Here is a 20,352-nt window from a genome sequence, read left to right on the forward strand (position 1 = left end):
TGTCCTGCCCTGGGGTTGTTCAGCGCTGAAGGGCCGCGACGCCGGGCAGTTCCAGGCCACTGAGGAACTCCAGGCTGGCGCCGCCCCCCGTGGAAACATGGCTCATGCGGGTGGCCACCCCGGCCTTGTTCACGGCGGCCACGCTATCGCCACCGCCCACCAGCACGAAGGCCCCCTTGCCGGCGGCCTCGGCCAGCTCCTCGGCCACACTCAGGGTTCCAGCGGCGTACGAGGCCATCTCGAAGACGCCCATGGGGCCGTTCCAGAGGAGGCTCTTGGCGGCGCGGATCTCCCCGGCGTAGGCGGCCACGGTCTCGGGTCCGATGTCCAGGGCCATGCGGTCCGCGGGGATGTTCTGGTCCACGGTGATGGCGCAGTCCGCGTCCTCCTTGAACTCGGCGGCCGTCACGTGGTCCAGGGGCAGCAGCAGGCGCGTGCCCTTCGCCTCGGCCTGCTTCAGCAGGTCCAGGGCCAGCTCCAGCTTGTCCTCCTCACAGAGGCTCTTGCCGATCTGGAAGCCCTGGGCCTTGAGGAAGGTGTAGCTCATGGCCCCGCCCACGAGGATGGCGTCGGCCTTGCCCAGGAAGTTCTGGATGAGCTCGATCTTGTCGCTCACCTTGGCGCCACCGAAGATCACCACCAGGGGCTTGTCCGGGTTCTCCGTGACTTTCCCGAGGGCCTTCAGCTCCTTCTCCATGAGGAAGCCCGCGGCCACGCGGTCCTTGGGGAAGTGCGCGACCATGCCGCTCACCGAGGCGTGGGCCCGGTGGGCCGCGCCGAAGGCGTCGTTCACGTAGGTGTCCGCCAGCTTCGCCAGGCTGGCGGCGAAGTCCTCCTTGTTCTTCGTCTCGCCCTTCTCGAAGCGCAGGTTCTCCAGCAGCAGGACCTGGCCGGGCTTCAGGGCCTCGGCCTCGGCCTCCACGGCCTCGCCGTTCACGTAGCTGGCCAGGCGGCAGTCGAAGCCCTGCTCCTTCAGCCAGGCGGCCACGGGGGCGGCGCTGAAGGCGGCCTCGAAGCCCTTGCCCTCGGGGCGGCCCAGGTGGGAGGCGAGCACCACGGAGGCGCCGCCCTCCAGCAGGCACTTCAGCGTGGGGAGCGTCTCGCGGATCCGGGTGGCATCGGTGATGTGGCCCTCCTTGAGCGGCACGTTGAGGTCCGCCCTCAGGAAGACGCGATGGCCCTTCACATTGAGATCCCGCACCGACTGGAAGCCCATGGCTGCTCCTTGCTCTTGGAAAGATCCATTCTGACGGAAGATGCGGTTGTCAGCTATCGGCTGTCAGCTCTCAGCTCTCAGCTGTCGGAAGCTTCTCGAAGAGGCCGATCCAGCGGGGGCTGTCCTCGGTGAAGGAGCCTCCGGCGTAGGTGCCCTTCACGGTCCGCAACCGCAGCCCAGCGTCGGTGGCCAGGGCCTCGATGTCGGTGGGCTGGTAGAGGCGCACGCTCTCCAGGACCTGGCGGGTCTCGCCTGTGTCCACTTGCGTGATCGTCATGCGCTTCACGATGCGGCCGCCCTCGATGGCGCGGCGGCTCTGGACCCGAACGCCCGAGCGTTCCAGCGTGTCCTCGGGCACCAGCTCGCGCGCCACCAGCCCCGCATTGAGGTAGTCCATGAGGAGCGCGCCGCCAGGGCGGAGGACACGCCCGAGGTCCAGCATCAGCGCACGGTTCTGGGCATCGGAGAAGTAGCCGAAGGGGGTGAACCAGAGGCAGGCGCCGGAGAGTGCCCCGTCCTTCACCGGCAGGGCGCGCATGTCACCGCGGAGGAGCCAGGGTCGAAGCCGTGCGGCAGCCCGGCGGAGCAGGGCGGCGGAGAGATCCATGCCGAAGGCCTGCGGGTTGGTCCGCCGCAGGACCTCCAGGTGACGGCCCGCACCGCAGCCCAGGTCCAGCACGGGGCCGCGCGCCAGCTCCGGGGCCTCGCGCAGGGCCAGGGCCACGGCCAAACTGGCCTCCTCCGCGTCCCGGTGCGCGTAGAGCAGGGCATAGTCCTCGTCGAACCAGGTTTCGAACCAGTCGGCCATCGAGGAAGGCTAACACCTCCGAGCCCGGTAGAATGGGGGCGGAAGGAAGCCCATGCAGCGCCCTGAACGCCTCGAAGACCAGATCCATTTCCTGCTGTCGAACCTGATCCAGCGCGAGCTCCGCGACCCGGAGCTCGGATTCCTCACCCTCACCGCCGTGCGCCTCTCGCCGGACCGCAGCGTGGCCAAGGTGTACTTCACGGTGCTGCCCCCCAACGGCGGCGACCAGGAGGCCCAGGACGCCCTCACCCGCAAGGCCCTCGGCCGCGCTGCCGGGTTCCTGCGCAGCCAGCTGGCCTCCCGCCTCAAGATGCGCCGGGTCCCCGAGCTGCGGTTCTTCCCGGACGGCACGCTGGAGGAAGGCAACCACATGGAGACCCTGCTGGCGGAGATCGAGAGGGAACGGGCCGCGCGGCCCGCGGATCCCGAGGCTGCGGACCCCGCGGAATCTTGAATGATCGAACCGGGCATCCACCTCGTCCACAAGGCCGTGGGCCAGAGCAGCTTTGACGTGATCCGGGGCTTCAAGCGCCGGGCCTTCGAGGCCGGACAGAAGAAGCTGGCCCTGGGCCACGGCGGCACGCTGGATCCCTTCGCGGATGGCCTGCTGCTGGTGATGGCGGGCCAGGCCACCCGCCTCATGGAGCTGATGCATCCCCTGCCCAAGACCTACGTGGCCGAAGTCGCCTGGGGCATGGAGACGGATACCTGCGACCTGCACGGGAAGCCCGTGTCGGAGGTCCCGGCCGCGCACCTGACGCCTGCATCCCTGGACGCAGCCCTGGTGCCCTTCCTAGGCTGGACGGACCAGGTGCCCCCGGCCACCAGCGCCAAGAAGATCGATGGCGAATCGGCCTACAAGAAGGCGCATCGGGGCGAGGACGTGGTGATGAAGCCCTGCCGGGTCTTCCTGCTCTGCGCACGGTGGATCTCCCACGACCTACGCCCGGGTCAGCTTGGCCGCAGCACCCTGGAACTCACCTGCCGCGGCGGCTTCTACGTGCGCAGCCTGGCCCGGGACCTGGGCCGCGCCCTGGGCTGCGGTGCCCACCTGACCGCGCTGCATCGCACGGCCATCGGCCCCTGGGCGGATCCCGGCGAAGGCCGGGAGCGCCTGCTCACCGGCGAAGACCTGCTGTCCTGGTGCCCAACGCGCCTGCTGTCCGACGTGGAGGCCGATCATCTGGCCCACGGCCGGGTCATTCCGGCCGGAGAGACGGTGCCGGCGACCTGGCCCATGCCCGAAGGTTTCCCCGATCCCTGCGCGCCCCTGCGGGCCCTGCACGAGGGTCGGCTGGTGGCCCTCCTGAGGCCCTCCGATGACGGGGGTCTCCGCACCATCGCGAACCTGCGGGGCGGGTTGTAGGCTCGAATGGCGAAGACCGCAGGAGAGGGGATTCTCCTGCGGTTTCCCTATCAATCCTGACGGATGGGTTCAACCAGGGGGTCACTCCGTGCCGGGGCCGGTGCCGATGGCCCGCCTGGGCGCCGCTCCCTCGGCCGACAAGTCATCGTAGCGGGAGGGGAGAACGCCGCCATTGGCCTGGCACTGGGCACGCACGTACTTCGCGAAGGCCTCGTAGGCCTTGATCGAGGAGCCGTCCGTGGACCGGAAGAGCATCACCTGGCCGATGTTCGTCACCAGGTTGGTCCCGCCGGCGAAATCCGCCGCCGTGGCGTCCGGCAGCCAGTAGGCAAGCCCCAGGGTCTGGGCCATCAGGGCGAGGTACACGTCCGTGGCCACGACCACCGGCATGTAGGGATAGTCCGCGTTCAGCCATCCGACTGGCGAATAGGTGAAATCGAAGATCGGGAAGTCGAAGGTGTCCAGGGCCGCGTGGTTGCTGGCGAAGGCGATCCGGGTGACCCGCCCCTTGGCGGGATTGCCCGGGTCCGCCGGATCGAAGACGGGACGGGAGGTATCGAAGGTGAATGAGACGCCAGAGGGCAGCACGTACTGGTCCGCGCCTTCGATGGATACGAAGGGATAGGTGGCGGTCACCTCGAGGATGGCCTTCAGCTCGATGGCGGGGATGGCCACGCGCACCAGTCCGTAGCCTGGGGTGTCGTGTCCCAGGGCATCGGGGCCCAGCCCCATGGGGTAGACCCTGAAGGCGTCGGACATCGCGATGGTGCCGCTGTAGCCAAGGTGGATGCCGTCCCGGACGTTGCCGTAGGAGGTGAGGCTCACGTGGGTGGGCCCGCCGGAGGCTTCGGCCTCGGCGAGGATCGAGTCGGCCGCGAGGCGGAGCATGCCAGTCTCCTTGCGGGGCCTGGTCCTCAGCTCGAAGGTGGTGGCGCCCAGCTTCCGGAAGAACAGGTCGCCGGTCGCCTTCGGATCGTTCACCACGGGGGCGCCCTCGATGTCGCTGAGGGTCCGCTCGAGCATGGACTGGCCGGCGCCGGTCCATTCTTCGGGGGTTTCGAGGGCCTGGATGGCCTCGTCCACCAGGTCCCTCATCCTGGGATCGGCGGGGGTGCGGTCATCCACGGGGATCAGGGTGGTCTGCTCCGCATCCATCTGGACGGTCCCGTCCTGCCTGACCTTGAGCACGAGCCGCTCCACGGCCTCCCCGTTCCAGCCGGGTTCCACGATGATCACGTTCTTCCCGGTGGTCGCGTTGGCCACCAGGAATGGCGGAGTGGTCACATGGGCATGGCCGCTGAGGATCACGTCGATGCCGGCGATGTTCCGGGCGATCTGGTAGCTCTCGCCCAGCTCGGGGGTGTCGGGTTCCGTTCCCGCATGGGCCAGCAGAACCACCAGATCCACCTTCTCGGTGTTCCGGAGCTCGTCCACCCGCGTCTGCAGTTCCTGGTTGGGATCTTCCGGCACGGTGAACGAGACGGGGGCCTTGAGGGGAGCGACGGCGGCCGGGACAGTCCCCAGCGCGCCCAGGATGCCGACCTTCAGCCCGTTGGTGGCCCGGATCACCAGGTAGGGCCGGATGGGCTTGGTGGCGTCCTGGCCGGTGGGATCGTAGAGGCTGGCCAGGGCTGCGTCGGGCGCTGACGCATCCCCGGAGAAGTGGATGTTGCTGGCGATGATGGGAACCATCCCGCCCTGGGCCTGGGCCGCGTAGAGCGCGCCGGCCAGGTAGGCGGGGCCCGCGTCGAATTCGTGGTTGCCCAGGGTGGTGGCGTCATAGCCCAGGGCCTTGAGGGCCCGGTAGTCCGGCGAGGCCGTGGTGGAGGCGGCCTGGAACAGGGTGCCCATGAGATTGTCGCCCGAGGAGAGGGTCAGGCTGCTCTCTTGCAGGACGTCCGCGCGTTTCCGCTCTGCGGCGAGGATGGAGGAACGCCGGGCGATGCCCCCCACCAGTTTCCCTTGGGGGGACTTGCCGAGGGCCGGGTAGCCGTCGACCTCTGGGCCCACGCCGAGCAGGCGGGAATGTTCGTCCGTGGTGTGGAGCAGGACGAGGGTTCGGTTGCCTTCCTTGTCGACGCCGAACCTGCCGCCGCACGTGACGAAGGGTATCGCGGCGGCCAGGGCCAGCAGGGAGGACAGCAGTTGCTTGCGCATGGCAATGCCTCCTGGAATAGGGAGTGGAAGAAGCACGGGCACAGAATCCCCTCGGCCCGCATGTCGCAGGCGAAGCGGCCCGGGGGCCCTGTGGGAGGTTCAGATCACGCCACCCAGAGGGAAGGGGCCTGGCGACGGTTCGAGAGCCGGGCCTTGTCGGCGGAGCGGGGGGGAGACGGTGGCGCAGATGGAAATATGCGGACCCGATGATGTCCTGCAAGTCCTTTTCCAAGACCCGCCGTCAAATGCCGCTGTTTGTCATGCTCACGGTATGAAAATAGCGATTAATGGCTAGATCCAAAAGAAGATCACCGGCTAGGGCTGACGCCGCTTGAATTGGATGCGGCTCCGGACCGAGAACGGCTTTCCGGCCTCGGCGACCTCGAAGGTCTCCACATAGGCCTCGGGGGAGATCTGTTCGAAGGTTTCCCGGGCCTTCGACGTGGCGGCGCTGTCCAGCTGCACGCTTTCGAAGACCAGCTTGGTGGGCTGGCTCTGGGTGGGGGAGAGGACAAAGGTGCCGCTGAACGCCTCCTGGCGCAGGAGGCGGAACACCAGGGCCTTCCGAGCGGTGTCGTAGGCCAGGAAACTTGCATGGCTGGCCACCGTGCCGTCGGGGTGGAGGGGCTGGGGCGGGAAGCTGGCCATGCTCCGCTCCTGGAGGAACTGGCCACTCAGGATGAAGCGGTAGCGGCGCGTGGCCGTTCCCGTCCCCTGGTCTCCCGTGATGGCGCCGTGCCATTCCCCCACCAGGAAGCGGACAGGGGCCCAGGGGTCCGAAGGCGCGCCTTGCGCCTGGACCACGGCCGCGGTACCGATCAGGCAGGCCAGTGCCCGGGCGAGCTTGGTCATGATGTCCTCGAGGTGGTTGGAGCTTCAGCTTAACCCACCTCGGAAGGCCTTCAGCCCTGGAGCGGGATCCTCCCGGCCAGATCGTCGAGGACGTTCAGCATGTGCTGGCATTCCTCGCAGCTGGTGTGGGGGCTCCCGCAGGGGAAACCGTCACTCTGCATGCCCAGGCAGCGGGGCTGCTGGATGAACCGCGCCAGCTCGGCCAGGAGGCCGGAGACCTTGGCGCGGAGCGGGCTGTCCGGGATCTCCCGGAGGGCCATGACGATCTTCCATTCCTCAGCGTTGAGGGTGGTCTGGATGGCGATGTCCGTCATGGCTGCCTCCTGGGATTGCGGACCTATTTGTCGAGCGCTTCCACCGACTTGATGCCCCAGGCGAAGGCTTCTTCGTTGAGGGGGATCAGGGCGCACTTGTCCTTCAGGGCCGTGCGGATCGCGCCCAGCAGGGTGTCCTTGGGGAAGATGTTCGTGGCGGCCTGGAGGGCGCCCAGGGCCACGATGTTCTTCACCACGGCCTTGCCCAGGTCGGTGGCGATGCCGGTGAAGGGCACGGGGAACATCCGGATGCTGGGATCCAGCACGGGGGCGTCGGTCACCACGGAGCTGTCGTAGATGACGAAGCCGCCCTTGCGGACCGTGGGGCCGAACTTGGCCAGGCTGGGGGCGTTGAAGGCGATGAGCACCTGGGGATCGGGCGACCCGGGGTTCAGCACCTCGTCCTCGGCCACGTGGACATCGGCGTAGGACGTACCGCCGCGGCTCTCGGGTCCGTAGCTGGGGATGTGGGTGGCGTCGAAGCCCTCGCTGATGGCGGCCCGGGCGATGAGCATGGCCGCCGTCTGGGCGCCGTCGCCGCCGGAGCCGGCGAGCTTCAGCGAGATGTCATTGGGGGCCAGATGCGTGGGGAAGCCCTTGCAGTGGCGCTCGGGGTGCTCCGAGGTGGCCCCGGCCAGGCTGAGGATCTTCTCGCCCTTGAAGCAGGGGGCGTTCCGCTTGAACCAGGGATCGACGGTGAGGTCCTTCTTTACGCCCAGCGGATAGACGGGCTCCATGCACTCCTTGACCCACTTCTCCGTGTCCTCGGGGTTCATCTTCAGGTGGGTCGGGCACTCGGCCAGCACCTCGATGAAGGAATACCCGCGGCCTTCCATCTGGAGCTTCATGGCCTTGTGGATGGCTTTCTTGGCCTTGATGCGCTGCTTGGCGTCGTAGAGGGCCACGCGCTCCACGTAGACGGGGCCGTCCAGGCCCGCGATGAGCTCGGCCATCTTCAGGGGCTGGCCGTTGTACTCGTTGCGGCCCGAGGGGCTGGTGGAGCTGGTTTGGCCCATCAGCGTGGTGGGGGCCATCTGGCCGCCCGTCATGCCGTAGATGGCGTTGTTGATGAAGATGACGGTGATGGGGGCGCCGAGCTGGGCCGTGGCCACGGTCTCGGCGAGGCCGATGGAGGCCAGGTCGCCGTCGCCCTGGTAGCTCACCACGACGCTCTCCGGGTTGGCGAACTTGTGGCCGAGGGCCACCACGGGCGCGCGGCCGTGGGCGGCCTGGGTGTTGCCCACATCGAAGTAGTAGTAGAGGAACACGGAGCAGCCCACGGGGCTCACGGCCACCGTGCGGTCCTGGATGCCCAGCTCGTCGATGGCCTCGGCCAGGTACTTGTGGGCCAGGCCGTGGCCGCAGCCGGGGCAGTAGTGGGTGGCGTGGCCCTTCAGGCCCTCGCCGTGGGAGTGGCGCTCGAACTTGTCGTAGAAGACGCTGGCCTTGCTCATGCGAGCACCTCCTTCCGACCCAGGACCCGGGTCATGATTTCGCTCTGCTGGGGAAGGACGCCGCCCATGCGGCGCACGGATTCGATCTCGGGGAACTGGTGGACGCCGGCCTTGCTGAGGGCGAGGCGGATCTCGTCCTCCAGCTGCCCGGCGCTGGCCTCCACCACCACGATGCGCTGGGCGCCCTGGATGGCCGCCTTCAGGTCCTCCACGGGGAAGGGCCAGAGGGTGATGGGCCGGAAGAGGCCGGCCTTGATGCCCTGGTGCCGCAGCTCCTGGACCGCGCCCTTGGCGGTGCGGGCGGGCGTGTTGCAGGCGATGAGCACGACCTCTGCATCGTCGCAGAGGAAGGACTCGGCGCGAGCCTCCACCTGCATGGCCTCGTACTTGGCGTTCAGGTGGACGTTGTGCGCCTCGAGGTCGGACTCGGTCAGGAAGATCGACGTGATGACGTTCTTCCGGTGCATGGCGTCGCCGTAGACCGCCCACTTGGGGATGCCGGGCTTGATCATGGTCTCGGGCAGCTGCACCTTGCCGGTCATCTGGCCCAGGTAGCCGTCCCCGAGGAGGATGACGGGGTTGCGGTACTTGAAGCTCAGCTCGAAGGCCAGCATGGTCAGGTCGAGCATCTCCTGGGGCGTGGAGGGCGCCAGGGTGATGGCCTGGGTGTTGCCGTGGCCGAGGCCGTGGCAGGCCAGCTTGATGTCGGACTGTTCGGGGGCGATGTTGCCCAGGCCCGGCCCGCCGCGCATGACGTCCACGAAGACGCCCGGCAGCTCCGCGCCGATCATGTAGGACACGCCCTCCAGCATCAGGCTGAAGCCCGGCGAGGAGGTGAAGGTCATGGTGGGCAGGCCCGCGCCGGCGGTGCCGTACATCATGTTCACCGTGGCCACTTCGCTGACGGCCTGGATGAAGGTGCCGTCGAGCTTGGGCAGGAACTTGGCCATCAGCTCGGCGCCCTCGGTGGAGGGGGTGATGGGGTAGCCGTAGACGTGGCGGCAGCCCGCCAGCAGGGCGCCCAGGGCCGAGGCGTAGGTGCCCTTGATGACCAGGGGCTCGGTGCGGGGCAGCGGCAGCACTTCCGAGGGCATGTCCACGGGCTCGGGCGCGTCGCTGGGCTTCACGCCGAAGAGCTTGGCGGGATCCTCCAGTTCGAAGTCCTGGATCTCGCCCTCATGGGCGGGCCGCAGGCCGTAGGGCTCGGGGCAGGCGTCCATGCAGAGGCCGCAGGCGTTGCAGTTCGTCAGGTCCAGCTCGACCGGGACCAGGCCCGTCAGGGGGTTGATCTGGTCGCTGAGGTGGATGCAATCCTTGGCGCAGGCGTCGAGACACCGGCCGCAGCCCTTGCAGTACTCCGGCAGCAGATAAGGTTTCGGTCGTTCTTTGAGGGCCATGGGAACTCCATGCAGGGACGCAGGTCCTACCACGGGGAAGTGTCATGCCCACCCCGTGTGCGCGTGGTCACAAGCGGGCTCCGGCGCAGACCGCCACCGACCGAAAGGTCAGGAATGGGCCCCGGCGCGGGCGGTCTGTGGGGGACAGACCACTGGTCGTCCCCGGTCCTCAGGCCTCAGTCCTCAGTCCTGGGGGCGGCGCGCCGATGGCTCCAGGTCGGCGCCGACCCGCCTGAACGGCCCAAAGGAAACCAAGGGCCGGCCCGCCGGGCCGCTCAGATTCCAGAATGAGGACCGAGGACTGAGGACTCAGGACTGAACATCACCGATCCCCCCAATGCAGCTTCTGCTGGAGCAGGGCGAAGAAGTCCAGGCCCGGGCGCTGGAGGAGGGTGATGCGTGTCTGGGCCTGGCAGAGCCGCACCTCATCGCCGGGAAACAGCCGGTGCCCCACCTGGCCGTCCAGGGTGAGGTGGGCGTCCTCGGCTTCTTCCAGGGTGATGCTGATGGGGCGCGAGGCGGGCACCACGGAAGGGCGGAGGGTCAGGGTATGTGGGCAGATAGGGGCGACCACGAAGGCCTCAAGACTGGGATGCAGGATGGGCCCACCCGCGGACAGCGCATAGGCGGTGGATCCCGTGGGCGTCGCCACGATGAGGCCGTCGGCCTTGATGGGGCCGGCATCCTCGTTGCCGACTCGCAGGTGCATGTCCATGATGCGGGCCAGGGCGCCCTTGGCCACCACCGCATCGTTCAGCACCGTCTGCCGCACCATCTGACGGCCCTCGCGCCAGAGTTCCACCTCCAGGGTCGGACGTCGGTCGGCCGCCAGGGTTCCCGCCAGAAAGGCCTGCACGGTGGCGGCGGCTTCGGATACGGGATGGGCGGTGAGGAAGCCCAGGGAGCCGAGGTTGATGCCCAGGATGGGGGTGCCCCGCATGCCCACGCGGCGGGCCGCATGCAGCAGGGTGCCATCGCCGCCGAGCACCAGGCAGAGGTCCGCGACGGGATCTGCCGTGCCGAGATCCGGATCCAGGGTCAGCTTCGCAGAGGGCAGGCCGGCCTGGGCCCAGGCCTCGGCCAGGGCCGGCTCGCCCTTGACCGCCCAGTCCCGATCGAGGAACGGCGGCACCGCCTCGCGCAAGGTGGACACCAGGTGCGGAGACTTGGCCTTGGCCACGAGGATCAATCGCTGGGGCATGGCAACACTCTACCGCTATCCTTGTCCCATGGCTTCGAACCAGGCATCCCACTCATCCCCCGCCCGGCGCTGGATCGGGCGCGCCCTGTGGGCCTTCCTGGCCCTGGCAGTGGCCGGCGCGGCCACCCTGGCGGTGTCCTGGTCCGTGCTCTCGCGGGACGCGGACAGCTTCCTCACGCTGTTCGCCCTGCGCGTGCCCAAGACCATCACCAAGGTGCTGGATCACGACGGCAACGTCATCGGCATCTTCGCCGAGGAGCACCGGGTGGTGATCCCCTACGGCGACATCCCCAAGGCCTTTGTGAGCGCGCTCGTGGCCACCGAGGACTCGGACTTCTGGAGCCACAGCGGCGTCTCCGCCCGGGGCATCATGCGCTCGGGCGTGAACTTCATCACCAGCTTCGGCCGGCGGCGGGAGGGCGCCTCCACGCTCACCATGCAGCTCATCCGCACGGTCACCGCCAAGCGCCAGAAGCGCCTGGACCGCAAGCTGAAGGAGATCATCCTCGCCCGCAAGCTGGAGAAGGCCTACTCCAAGAAGCAGATCATGGAGATGTACGCCAACGAGGTGTACTTCGGCGGCGGGCGTTACGGCATCGAGGCTGCTGCGGAGTTCTACTTCGGCAAGAGCGCCCCCCAGCTGAACGTGGAGGAATGCGCCCTGCTGGCGGGGCTGGTCCAGAATCCGAACTGGTACAACCCCTACAATCCCGACCCCAAGGCCCGCGCCGCCGCCAAGGCCCGGCGCAACCACGTGCTGCTCCGGATGGTGAAGGAGGATTACCTCAAGGCGCAGGAAGCCAGCCTGCTGATGGACAAGCCCATCCGCCTGGCCCGCGAGAACGCCCGCGAGGAGGCCGTGGCCCCCTATGTGGTGGAAGAGGTCCGCAAGTACCTCTACGAGAAGTACGGCCGTGAGCAGGTCCTGAACGGCGGCCTGGAAGTGACCACCACCGTGGACAGCTACTGGCAGGAAGCCGCCAACGAGGCCGTGCGGAATGGCTTGAAGGCGGTGGATCGCCGTCGCGGATTCCGGAAGGATGCCGTGCAGTTCGTGACGGATCCCGATACGACACAACTCAACGGATGGAAGCGCTACTTCGAGGCCGGCGACAACGTTCGGGGCGTGATCCTCGCCTGGAAGGGCGGCAAGGCCCAGGTGCGCATCGGCAAGACCACCCTCGAGGTCCCCGACAGCGCCTTCGCCTGGATCGGCAAGGATCCCCAGAAGCTGCTGCCTCGCGGCGCCGCGCCCCTCTTTCTGGTGAAGGCGGCGGATGACGGCACGCCGAAGACCCTGGAACTGGACCAGGAGCCCCAGGTGGAAGGCGCATTGATGGCGTTGGACCCGAAGACAGGCGAGATCCGTGCGATGGTGGGCGGCTACGACTTCAACCGCTCCAAGTTCAACCGGGCCATGCAGGCGCAGCGCCAGGTGGGATCCACCATGAAGGCCTTCGTCTACGGTGCGGCGTTCACGGCCGGCAAGACGCCCGCCAGCATGGTCCTGGACGTGCCCACGCGCTTCGTCAACACGGTGGACTACATGACCGTGACCCTTCCGGACGGCACCTCCGAATACAAGCCCCTGCGCGGTGGCGTGAAGCCTTACGAGCCCAAGAACTACGAGCGGGATTTCTGGGGCCCCATCCCCATCTGGGAGGCCCTGCGGGATTCCCGGAACGTGCCCGCCGTCCGCACGCTGGAGGAGACGGGCGTCCTCAACGTCGTCGATTTCGCCCGCAAGTGCGGGCTCACCAGCAACATCCCCCCCTATCCCAGCATGGCCCTCGGTTCCGCCGACCTGACGCTGAAGGAGATGGTGCGCGGCTACGCCACCATCGCCAACGACGGTCTCCAGGCGCCGGTCCCCTTCTTCATCAAGAAGGTAGTGGACCGCAATGGCCGCGTTCTCGAAACCCACAGCGGAGCGGCCACTGAGCAGGTGCTGGACGCGCAGAGCACCTACCAGCTCATCCAGTGCCTCCAGGGCGTGGCCACCAGCGGCACCGGCGCCAAGAGCAACGACCTGAACTGGCCCGTGGCCGGCAAGACCGGCACCACCGATGATCACACGGATGCCTGGTTCATCGGCTTCTCCACCCGCGTGGTGTGTGGTGTGTGGGTGGGGCTGGACGAAAAGAAGACCATTTACCGCGGGGCCGACGGCGGCAAAGTGGCGCTGCCCATCTGGGTGGACTTCATGAAGGCGGCGCTCCCCACCACCCCCAAGGAGGACTTCCAGGCGCCCGAGGGCATGGAATGGGCGGACATCGACCGCTACACGGGCCTGCTGGCGACCTCCGCCACGGCCGACAAGGTGCTCCACCTGGCCTTCAAGCCCGGGACCGTGCCCAAGTCCGGCAGCGACGCCGAGGCCATCCAGAAGGTGAAGGAGGCCCGGGACAAGGCGGCCGCCCAGCCCGTGGAGAACCGTGTCTGGGGCCAGCCCCCCAAGGTCGAGGCACCCAAGCCCGTGGATCTGAACGCGACGGATCCGAACGGGTGACCCGTGGTTCACCCCCTCCAGAACAAAGGGCGCCGATCGGCGCCCTTTGTTCTGGAGATTAGGAGGATGCAAGGCTACTTCTTCTTCCACGCCTTCGCGGGCGTGGTCTTCCAGGGGCGGGGCGTGTCCTTGGGAGCGGGGCGCTCCTCCCAGGTGCGGCGCGGGCGAGTGTCAGCCTCCGGCTTGGGCTTCTGGTAGGGGCGCGGCTTCTCGTCGAACTCGCGGCGGGCCTTGAAGCTGCCGTCGGGGCGGGTCTTGGAGAAGGCGGAATCGGGTCGGGGAACCTCCCCGCGGGTGGCGCTGCGTTCCGCGTAGGAACGCTGGGGGCGGGGACCGCCCTCCTTGCGCTCGCGGGGGGTGTCGAAGCGGGGCTTGGCCTTCTTCTCAGGCTCGTTCGGGATATCGAACCCCGCGGACTTCTCGGCCTGGACCAGCCCCAGGAGGCCGGCGACGAGGCGCACGGGGTCGGCGTCCTTCAGCAGCTGGGTGGCCTGGGCGAGCAGGGCGGCGCTGGCGGCGCCCTGGATGCCGTCCAGGAGCTTGGCGGCCTGGGCCTCCCGGATCTCCGCGGGCGTGGGCACGGCGCGCCAATCCAGCTTCAGTCCGCCGCGGCGGCCCCAGGCCAGCAGGATGCGACTCTCCTTCCAGTTCACGAGGGCGAGGCTGGTGCCCTTCGCACCGGCGCGGCCCGTGCGGCCGCTGCGGTGGATGTAGCTTTCCAGCTGGGTGGGGATGCCCACGTGCACCACCAGGGGAAGGCCGCCGATATCGAGGCCCCGCGCCGCCACGTCCGTGGCCACGAGGTAGCGCAGCTTGCCATCCTTGAACTGGCCGAGGATGCGGGTGCGGGTCGCCTGGGCCAGGTCGCCGTGCAGGAAGGCCGCGGGGAGGCCGGAGACCGTCAACTCTTCGGCGACTTCCTCGGTCTGGGCCTTGGTCTTGGTGAAGATGAGCGCGGCACTGGGCTCGTCTTTCAGCAGCAGGTTCACGAGGGCGCGCACCTGCTGGTGGTCAGGCACCAGCACGGGGGTGTGGGCGATGTCGGCATGCACGGCGTGTTCGCCGGCCTCCGCGAGCTGGATCTGGACCGGGTCCTTGAGGAACCGCTTCGCCAGCTTGGCGATGGGGGCGGGCAGGGTGGCCGAGAACAGATAGGTCTGGGGACCCGCGGGCACCTTGGCGAGGATGGTCTCCACATCTTCCAGGAAGCCCATGTTGAGCATCTCGTCGCACTCGTCGAGGACGATCATGCTGACGCGGCCCAGGTCCAGCGTCCCGCGCTCCAGGTGGTCCATCACGCGGCCCGGCGTGCCCACCACCACGGGCGCGCCCATGCTGAGGGCGCGCAGCTGCGGCGTGTAGCTCACGCCGCCCACGAGGGAGGCGATGGGCAGTTTGGGCACGAGGCTGTGCAGCTCAGCGCCCACCTGCTGGGCGAGCTCGCGCGTGGGCGCGAGGATGAGGGCCTGGGGATGGCGTTCGTCCGCGAGGCGGTGCAGCAGCGGAAGGCCGAAGGCCAGGGTCTTGCCGGAGCCGGTGCGGCTCTGCACCAGCAGGTCGCGCCCTTCGAGGCCCGGCTTGAAGGTCTGAGCCTGCACGGGCATGGGGGTCTCGAAGCCGCGCTTGGCCAGGGCGGCCAGCAGAGCTTCGCTGCAGCCAAGGGCTGCGAAGGTCAGGTCGTTCACGATGTCTCCCGGGGCTGTTCCCGCAGAAGATGGCAGACAGCGCCAGCCGGGAGAGGCCCAAACAGGAAGGCTCTCACGAAATCCAGTAATTTCAAAGGGATATTCCAATTCTGTACCGACAACCTTCCGCCATACTGGTCCATGGCTGATCCCGAAGACCGCATCCTCACCGTCCCTTTGGGTTCCGATCCATCCCTGCGACGGCGCTACATGGTGCTCGACCAGGACCTTCCGGCCAACGTGCGCTTCGGCCTGATCCTCGAGGTGCTCGACAAGGTCGCGGAAGAGTGCGCCCTCGACTACGTGCGCCGCACCCATCCCCAGGCCCGGGTGGTGACGGCGGCCATCGACAACATCTTCGTGCGCAGCGCCGCGGACGTGCACCGCGACCTGGTGTTTCGGGCCCGGGTCAACTTCGTGGGGCGCACCAGCCTGGAGGTGGGCATCCGCGTGGAGCACCCGGCGGAAGCGGGTCTGCCCGCCGCCCACATCGCCTCCTGCTACTTCACCATGGTGGCCCGCAGCACGGCCAGGGCCGGGGCGGAGAGTCTGGTCCTGCCTGGCTTCGAACCCGGCGATGCCCTGGCGGTCCGGCGCTGGGAGCGCGCCATCGCGCGGCGGGAAAGCTACCGCCAGCAGCTGCATCAGGCCCAGGAGCCGCCCAGCCGCGAAGAATATGCCCTGCTGGCGTCCCTGCACGCGGCCCAGGATGCCCCCGGCTTCCAGGGGCTGATGGCGGCAGAGTGTGTCACCAGTGGCTGGGAGCGCACCTATCCGGAGCACGAGAATGTTCCCACCAAGATCTTCGGGGGACATCTCATCCGCCAGGCCTTCGAACAGTCGGCCATCTGCGTGGAGCAGGTGGCGCCCCACCGGCCCGTCATCGTGGCCGTGAACCGGATCAACTTCGTCCAGCCGGTGCGCATGGGTGACAAGCTGCAGTTCCTCAGCCGGGCCGTCTACTCGGGAAGCACCAGCGTCTGCGTGGAGACGGACATCATCCGTGTGAGCCGCGACCGGACCCAGACGAACCTATCCAACAGCTGCGTCTTCACGTTCGTGAATGTCGATGACGACCTCCGCCCCCAGCCGGTGCCGACCATCCACCCAGCCACCTACGCGGAGGACGCCCGCTACCTCGCGGCGCACCGCCGCCGGGAAGCACGACTGGCGTGGAAGGCGTCGCGGGGGAGGTAAGATCACGGCATGACTTCGATCCTCCTCATCCGCCACGGCATCGCAGAGGATGCCCTGCCTGGCCAGCGCGATGCGGACCGGGCCCTGACCCGGGAAGGCTGGACCAGGACCCGCGCGGCGATGAAGGGGCTTGTGACCCGCGGCCACCGCCCCACCAGGGGATTCAGCAGCCCCTACCGGCGCGCCATGGAGACCATGGCCTGCCTCCAGGAAGCCGCCGGGGTCTTCCCCATGGAGACGTCCCTGCTGGTCGTGCCGGAAGGCAACCCTCCGCAAGCCGATCTCTGGTTGCGTGGGCTGGCGGCCGAAATGCCGGGTGGTGTCCTGGCGCTCGTCAGCCACCAACCCTTCCTCGGCGAGCTGATCTTCCACCTCACGGGCCGCAGCCTCGAGGTGAAGAAGGCCAGCTGCACCGTCATCCGCTGGGAGGACGGCGCCTGGCGCTTCGAGGCGCAGTACCAGCCTGCAGAGCTGAGGGGCTGATGCGCGCCCAACCTACGTTCGCCACGCTGCCCTCGGGCCTGAAGCTCCACTACCGCGTGCAGGGGAATCCCCATGGCCCATGGCTGGTGTTGCTGAACGGCCTGTTGTCCGACACGACCATGTGGGACGGGGCCCCCTCCGCGACCGAGCGCAGCGAGGAGCGGGAGCGCAGGACTAGATGTCCTGCGCGATCGGGGGGTAGTCAGGGCCCACACAGCAAGGTGCAGATATGAGGCCGGTCCCGACTTTCGCGATGCTCCCTTCGGGTGTAAAGCTCCACTACCGCGTGCAGGGGAATCCCCATGGCCCATGGCTGGTGTTGCTGAACGGCCTGTTGTCCGACACGACCATGTGGGCCGGCGTGCTGCCGGGCCTGACGGGGCGCTATCGCATCCTCACCTTCGACAGCCGAGGGCAGGGGAAGTCGGACGCGCCGGACGCGGGCCCCTATCCCACTCCCCAGCTTGCCGCGGACGCATGGGACCTGTTCGGGGCCCTGGGCGTGGAGCGCCCCTGGCTCGTGGGTCTCTCCAACGGAAGCGCCATGAGCCTGGAGCTGCTCACCGCCCATCCCGGCGCCTTTGCCGGGGCGGTGCTCACCAGCGCCATGCCCCGCATCGACTTCGCCATGGCCCTCAAGGCCGAGCACTGGGCCCGCTGTCTGGAGGTAGGCGGCCCGCTCATGCAGTTCGACGCCGTGGCACCCTTCCTCTGGGGCGACGCGTTCCTGGAGGCCAGACACGGCGTCCTGCGGGCCTACCACCAGGTGGTGACGGGCGGCTCCGGGAAGCCCATGCATGGCAACCTGCACCAGATCCGGGGGATCCTGGGCTGGGACATCCGTGAGCGTCTGAGTCTCATCCAAGCTCCAGTCCTGGTGCTCTCCGGTGCCGAGGACCTCCTCACCCCCCCCTGGAAATGCCTGGAGACGGCCCAGCGCATTCCCGGGAGCCGCTTCGAGGTCGTGCCAGGCATCGGCCACGCCTACCCTGTCGAGGACCCCAAAGGATTCGTGGCCAGGGTTCGGGACTTCATGGATAAAGTCGATGCCGGGTTTGGCCGATAAGGGAAACTGGCCTACCATACATCCTTCCCCGAGCCACTTCCGACTCGCCCTGCCCCTGAGGTGACCTATGGCCACCCCTTCTCAGTCCCCGGCCGTCCTGAGCTTGCAAGAGCTCAAGGAACTCTCCATCGGCAAGCTCGCCGAACTGGCGAAGGATCTGCAGATCGAGAATCCGCTCGCCATGCGCAAGCAGGAGCTGGTGTTCCGGGTGCTCCAGGCCCAGGCCGAGCGCGAGGGGCAGTTCTTCGCCGAGGGCGTGCTGGAGGTTCTGCCCGAGGGCTTCGGCTTCCTGCGCAGCCCCGACCAGAACTACCTGGCGGGTCCCGAGGACATCTACATCTCGCCCAGCCAGATCCGCAAGTTCAACCTGCGCACCGGCGACACGCTCTCCGGCATGATCCGCGCGCCCAAGGAGGGCGAGAAGTTCTTCGCCATGCTGCGGGTGGATGCCGTGAACTTCGATCCGCCCATGGTGGCCAAGGACCGCGCCCACTTCGATGACCTCGTGCCGCTCTATCCGAAGCACCACCTGCGCATGGAGCGGGACGCCCAGGAGATCAGCACCCGCGTCATGGACCTGATGACGCCCCTGGGCAAAGGCCAGCGCGCCCTCATCGTGGCCCCGCCCCGCACGGGCAAGACCGTGCTGCTGCAGAACATCGCCAACTCCATCACCGCCAACCACCCGGAAGTCTTCCTCATCGTCCTGCTCATCGACGAGCGGCCCGAGGAGGTCACCGACATGGAGCGCAGCGTGAAGGGTGAGGTGGTCTCCAGCACCTTCGACGAGCCCGCCACCCGACACGTCCAGGTGGCCGAGATGGTCATCGAGAAGGCCAAGCGCCTGGTGGAGCACAAGAAGGACGTGGTGATCCTGCTGGATTCCATCACGCGCCTGGGCCGGGCGTACAACACCGTGGTACCCCCCAGCGGCAAGGTGCTCTCCGGCGGCGTGGACAGCAACGCCCTCCAGCGCCCCAAGCGCTTCTTCGGCGCGGCACGCAACATCGAGGCCGGCGGCTCCCTCACCATCATCGCCACGGCGCTGATCGAGACCGGTTCGAGGATGGACGACGTGATCTTCGAGGAGTTCAAGGGCACCGGCAACAGCGAGATCGTGCTGGACCGCAAGCTCAGCGACAAGCGCATCTTCCCCGCCATGGACATCCAGAAGTCCGGCACCCGCAAGGAAGACCTGCTCATCGACGCCGCCAAGCTGGCCAAGATCTGGGTGCTGCGCAAGATTCTCAGCGCCAGCGGCCCCAGCGAGAGCATGGAGCTGCTCGTGGATCGCCTGGGCAAGGCCAAGACCAACGATGAGTTCCTGGCGAACCTCCAGGAGCCCGCGCCAAGGCGATAGCCAGGCGGGATGCCCAGGCCGGCGCTGCCGGTCCTCGGCCCCGCCGACCCAACCCGGCGACGGGCCGACTATCATGTGGCGGTCTCCTGGGGAATTGATCCCGGCCGGGCCCACGCCTTCCGGTACGCATTCCCCTCTCATCACAGGTCTCACCAGGTTCTTTCGCAGTCGCATCAGGCAGTCCGGCATTTCGTCACGCCCACCTCGAGTGGGATCCACGAACGAGGAGAGCCCATGAGACACATGCGAGTCGTTGTTTCCCACTACGGCGGGCCCGAGGCACTTCAGGTGATCGAGGAGGCTTGCCCCGAGCCGGAAGCCGGTGAGGTCCGGGTGAAGGTGCTGGCCGCAGGGGTCGCCATGCCCGACATCATGGCGCGGGAGGGCATCCACCCCGAGACTCCCCCGGTACCCTATACGCCAGGCTGGGACTTGATCGGAGTGGTGGATCTGCCTGGCCCCGGGGTCACAGGAGTGACGCCAGGCGAGGTGGTCGCTGCGATGCCGATCCATGGCGCCTACGCAGAGTTCGTCTGCCTGCCGCAGCGGGAACTCGTCCCGGTGCCTTCCGGGTTGGATCCTGCAGAGGCCGTGAGCCTCGTCCTCAACTACATCACCGCCTATCAGATGCTGCATCGTTCCGCCAAGGCCAAGCCGGGGCAGCGCGCACTGATCCATGGCGCGGCTGGCGGGGTGGGAACCGCGCTCCTGCAGCTCGGGCGCCTCGCCGGCCTGGAGCTGTACGGCACCTGCTCCCAGCGCTCCGCGTCCATCGTTTCAGGGCTGGGCGCGACAGCCATCGATTACCGGGATCAGGACTTCGTGACCGAAATCCGGCGCCTCACCGGCGAGGGCGTCGACGCTGTCTTCGACCCCATCGGGGGGGCCCATCTTTGGCAATCCCGAGAGGCCTTGCGGCCTGGAGGAAGGGTGGTGGGGTACGGCAATACCACCACCCTGCGCGGTGAGGGATTGGATGCCGGCCGTGCCGGCCGTCGCAACCGGCTCCATGGAATCCCCATCTACCTGCTCTACATCCTCGGGGGTTGGGTCCTGCCGGGTCGCAAGCGGGTGGTCCCCTACAGCATCCAGACGCTGAAGCGGCTGCGACCGGCGCAGTTCCGTGAAGATCTCACCACTTTGCTGGATCTGCTCAAGCAGCAGAGGATCAAGCCGCTCGTTGCCCAGCGCTTGCCGCTTTCCGCCGCGAGGGAAGCCCAGGAGCTGCTGGGGAGGGGGGGAGTGATCGGGAAGATCGTCCTGGTCTGCGACGATTCGAGGATGTGA

General features: G+C 67.9%; 18 protein-coding genes. 9 read left to right on the forward strand and 9 right to left on the reverse strand.

Translation table 11 applies throughout. The annotated features are described in order from the left end of the window. Positions 1-19: 19 nt before the first annotated feature. Together ML539_RS03515 and ML539_RS03520 are read right to left on the reverse strand one after the other, a co-directional pair. Positions 20-1,216, reverse strand: a complete 1,197-nt coding sequence (locus ML539_RS03515; protein WP_243320688.1) for a phosphoglycerate kinase — start codon at positions 1,214-1,216, stop codon at positions 20-22. Positions 1,217-1,286: 70 nt separating this feature from the next. Further along, complete coding sequence (locus ML539_RS03520) at positions 1,287-2,024, reverse strand: class I SAM-dependent methyltransferase (protein WP_243320691.1); 738 nt, start codon at positions 2,022-2,024, stop codon at positions 1,287-1,289. Positions 2,025-2,076: 52 nt separating this feature from the next. Between ML539_RS03520 and rbfA the strand changes: the two genes are divergently transcribed. After that, complete coding sequence (gene rbfA / locus ML539_RS03525; RefSeq protein ID WP_243320693.1) at positions 2,077-2,478, forward strand: 30S ribosome-binding factor RbfA; 402 nt, start codon at positions 2,077-2,079, stop codon at positions 2,476-2,478. Beyond that, complete coding sequence (truB, locus tag ML539_RS03530) at positions 2,479-3,390, forward strand: tRNA pseudouridine(55) synthase TruB (protein ID WP_243320695.1); 912 nt, start codon at positions 2,479-2,481, stop codon at positions 3,388-3,390. It abuts the gene before it with no gap. 81 nt (positions 3,391-3,471) lie between these two features. Here truB and ML539_RS03535 read toward each other — a convergent pair whose 3' ends face one another. The 6 genes from ML539_RS03535 to ML539_RS03560 all read right to left on the reverse strand — a co-directional run bounded on the left by ML539_RS03535 (position 3,472) and on the right by ML539_RS03560 (position 10,765). Next, positions 3,472-5,547, reverse strand: coding sequence for a 5'-nucleotidase C-terminal domain-containing protein (locus ML539_RS03535; protein ID WP_243320698.1), 2,076 nt, complete (start codon positions 5,545-5,547; stop codon positions 3,472-3,474). Between the two features lie 315 nt (positions 5,548-5,862). After that, the gene (locus tag ML539_RS03540) at positions 5,863-6,399 is read right to left on the reverse strand and encodes a hypothetical protein (protein ID WP_243320701.1); all 537 of its coding nucleotides are present in this window, start codon (positions 6,397-6,399) and stop codon (positions 5,863-5,865) included. A 50-nt stretch (positions 6,400-6,449) separates the two neighbouring features. Further along, on the reverse strand, positions 6,450-6,713 hold the full coding sequence (locus tag ML539_RS03545) for a hypothetical protein (RefSeq protein ID WP_243320704.1): 264 nt from the start codon (positions 6,711-6,713) through the stop codon (positions 6,450-6,452). Between the two features lie 23 nt (positions 6,714-6,736). Beyond that, a complete protein-coding gene (locus ML539_RS03550) occupies positions 6,737-8,167 on the reverse strand; it encodes a 2-oxoacid:acceptor oxidoreductase family protein (protein WP_243320705.1) in 1,431 nt (476 codons plus the stop codon). Next, on the reverse strand, positions 8,164-9,564 hold the full coding sequence (vorB, locus tag ML539_RS03555) for a 3-methyl-2-oxobutanoate dehydrogenase subunit VorB (RefSeq protein WP_243320706.1): 1,401 nt from the start codon (positions 9,562-9,564) through the stop codon (positions 8,164-8,166). Before vorB ends, ML539_RS03550 begins: the two co-directional genes overlap by 4 nt. Positions 9,565-9,886: 322 nt before the next feature. Beyond that, positions 9,887-10,765, reverse strand: a complete 879-nt coding sequence (locus ML539_RS03560) for an NAD(+)/NADH kinase (protein ID WP_243320708.1) — start codon at positions 10,763-10,765, stop codon at positions 9,887-9,889. A 28-nt stretch (positions 10,766-10,793) separates the two neighbouring features. Here ML539_RS03560 and ML539_RS03565 point away from each other — a divergent pair, with 28 nt between their 5' ends. Then, positions 10,794-13,274, forward strand: a complete 2,481-nt coding sequence (locus ML539_RS03565; RefSeq protein WP_243320710.1) for a PBP1A family penicillin-binding protein — start codon at positions 10,794-10,796, stop codon at positions 13,272-13,274. Between the two features lie 74 nt (positions 13,275-13,348). Here the strand turns inward: ML539_RS03565 and ML539_RS03570 are convergent, their stop codons facing one another. Next, the gene (locus ML539_RS03570) at positions 13,349-14,959 is read right to left on the reverse strand and encodes a DEAD/DEAH box helicase (protein ID WP_243320712.1); all 1,611 of its coding nucleotides are present in this window, start codon (positions 14,957-14,959) and stop codon (positions 13,349-13,351) included. A gap of 141 nt (positions 14,960-15,100) precedes the next feature. Here ML539_RS03570 and ML539_RS03575 point away from each other — a divergent pair, with 141 nt between their 5' ends. The 6 genes from ML539_RS03575 to ML539_RS03600 all read left to right on the forward strand — a co-directional run bounded on the left by ML539_RS03575 (position 15,101) and on the right by ML539_RS03600 (position 20,352). After that, complete coding sequence (locus tag ML539_RS03575; RefSeq protein ID WP_243320714.1) at positions 15,101-16,156, forward strand: acyl-CoA thioesterase; 1,056 nt, start codon at positions 15,101-15,103, stop codon at positions 16,154-16,156. A 9-nt stretch (positions 16,157-16,165) separates the two neighbouring features. After that, entirely contained in the window at positions 16,166-16,639 is a 474-nt protein-coding gene (locus ML539_RS03580) for a histidine phosphatase family protein (protein WP_243320715.1), read from the forward strand. Then, a complete protein-coding gene (locus ML539_RS03585; protein WP_243320717.1) occupies positions 16,639-16,872 on the forward strand; it encodes a hypothetical protein in 234 nt (77 codons plus the stop codon). The genes ML539_RS03580 and ML539_RS03585 overlap by 1 nt, the downstream gene beginning before the upstream one ends. A 20-nt stretch (positions 16,873-16,892) precedes the next feature. Beyond that, complete coding sequence (locus tag ML539_RS03590) at positions 16,893-17,705, forward strand: alpha/beta fold hydrolase (protein WP_243320720.1); 813 nt, start codon at positions 16,893-16,895, stop codon at positions 17,703-17,705. Positions 17,706-17,802: 97 nt separating this feature from the next. Further along, a complete protein-coding gene (gene rho / locus ML539_RS03595; RefSeq protein WP_243288058.1) occupies positions 17,803-19,065 on the forward strand; it encodes a transcription termination factor Rho in 1,263 nt (420 codons plus the stop codon). Positions 19,066-19,299: 234 nt separating this feature from the next. Next, the gene (locus ML539_RS03600) at positions 19,300-20,352 is read left to right on the forward strand and encodes a medium chain dehydrogenase/reductase family protein (protein ID WP_243320722.1); all 1,053 of its coding nucleotides are present in this window, start codon (positions 19,300-19,302) and stop codon (positions 20,350-20,352) included.

The sequence above is a fragment of the Geothrix sp. SG200 genome (assembly GCF_022808935.1).
Taxonomy (GTDB): domain Bacteria; phylum Acidobacteriota; class Holophagae; order Holophagales; family Holophagaceae; genus Geothrix; species Geothrix alkalitolerans.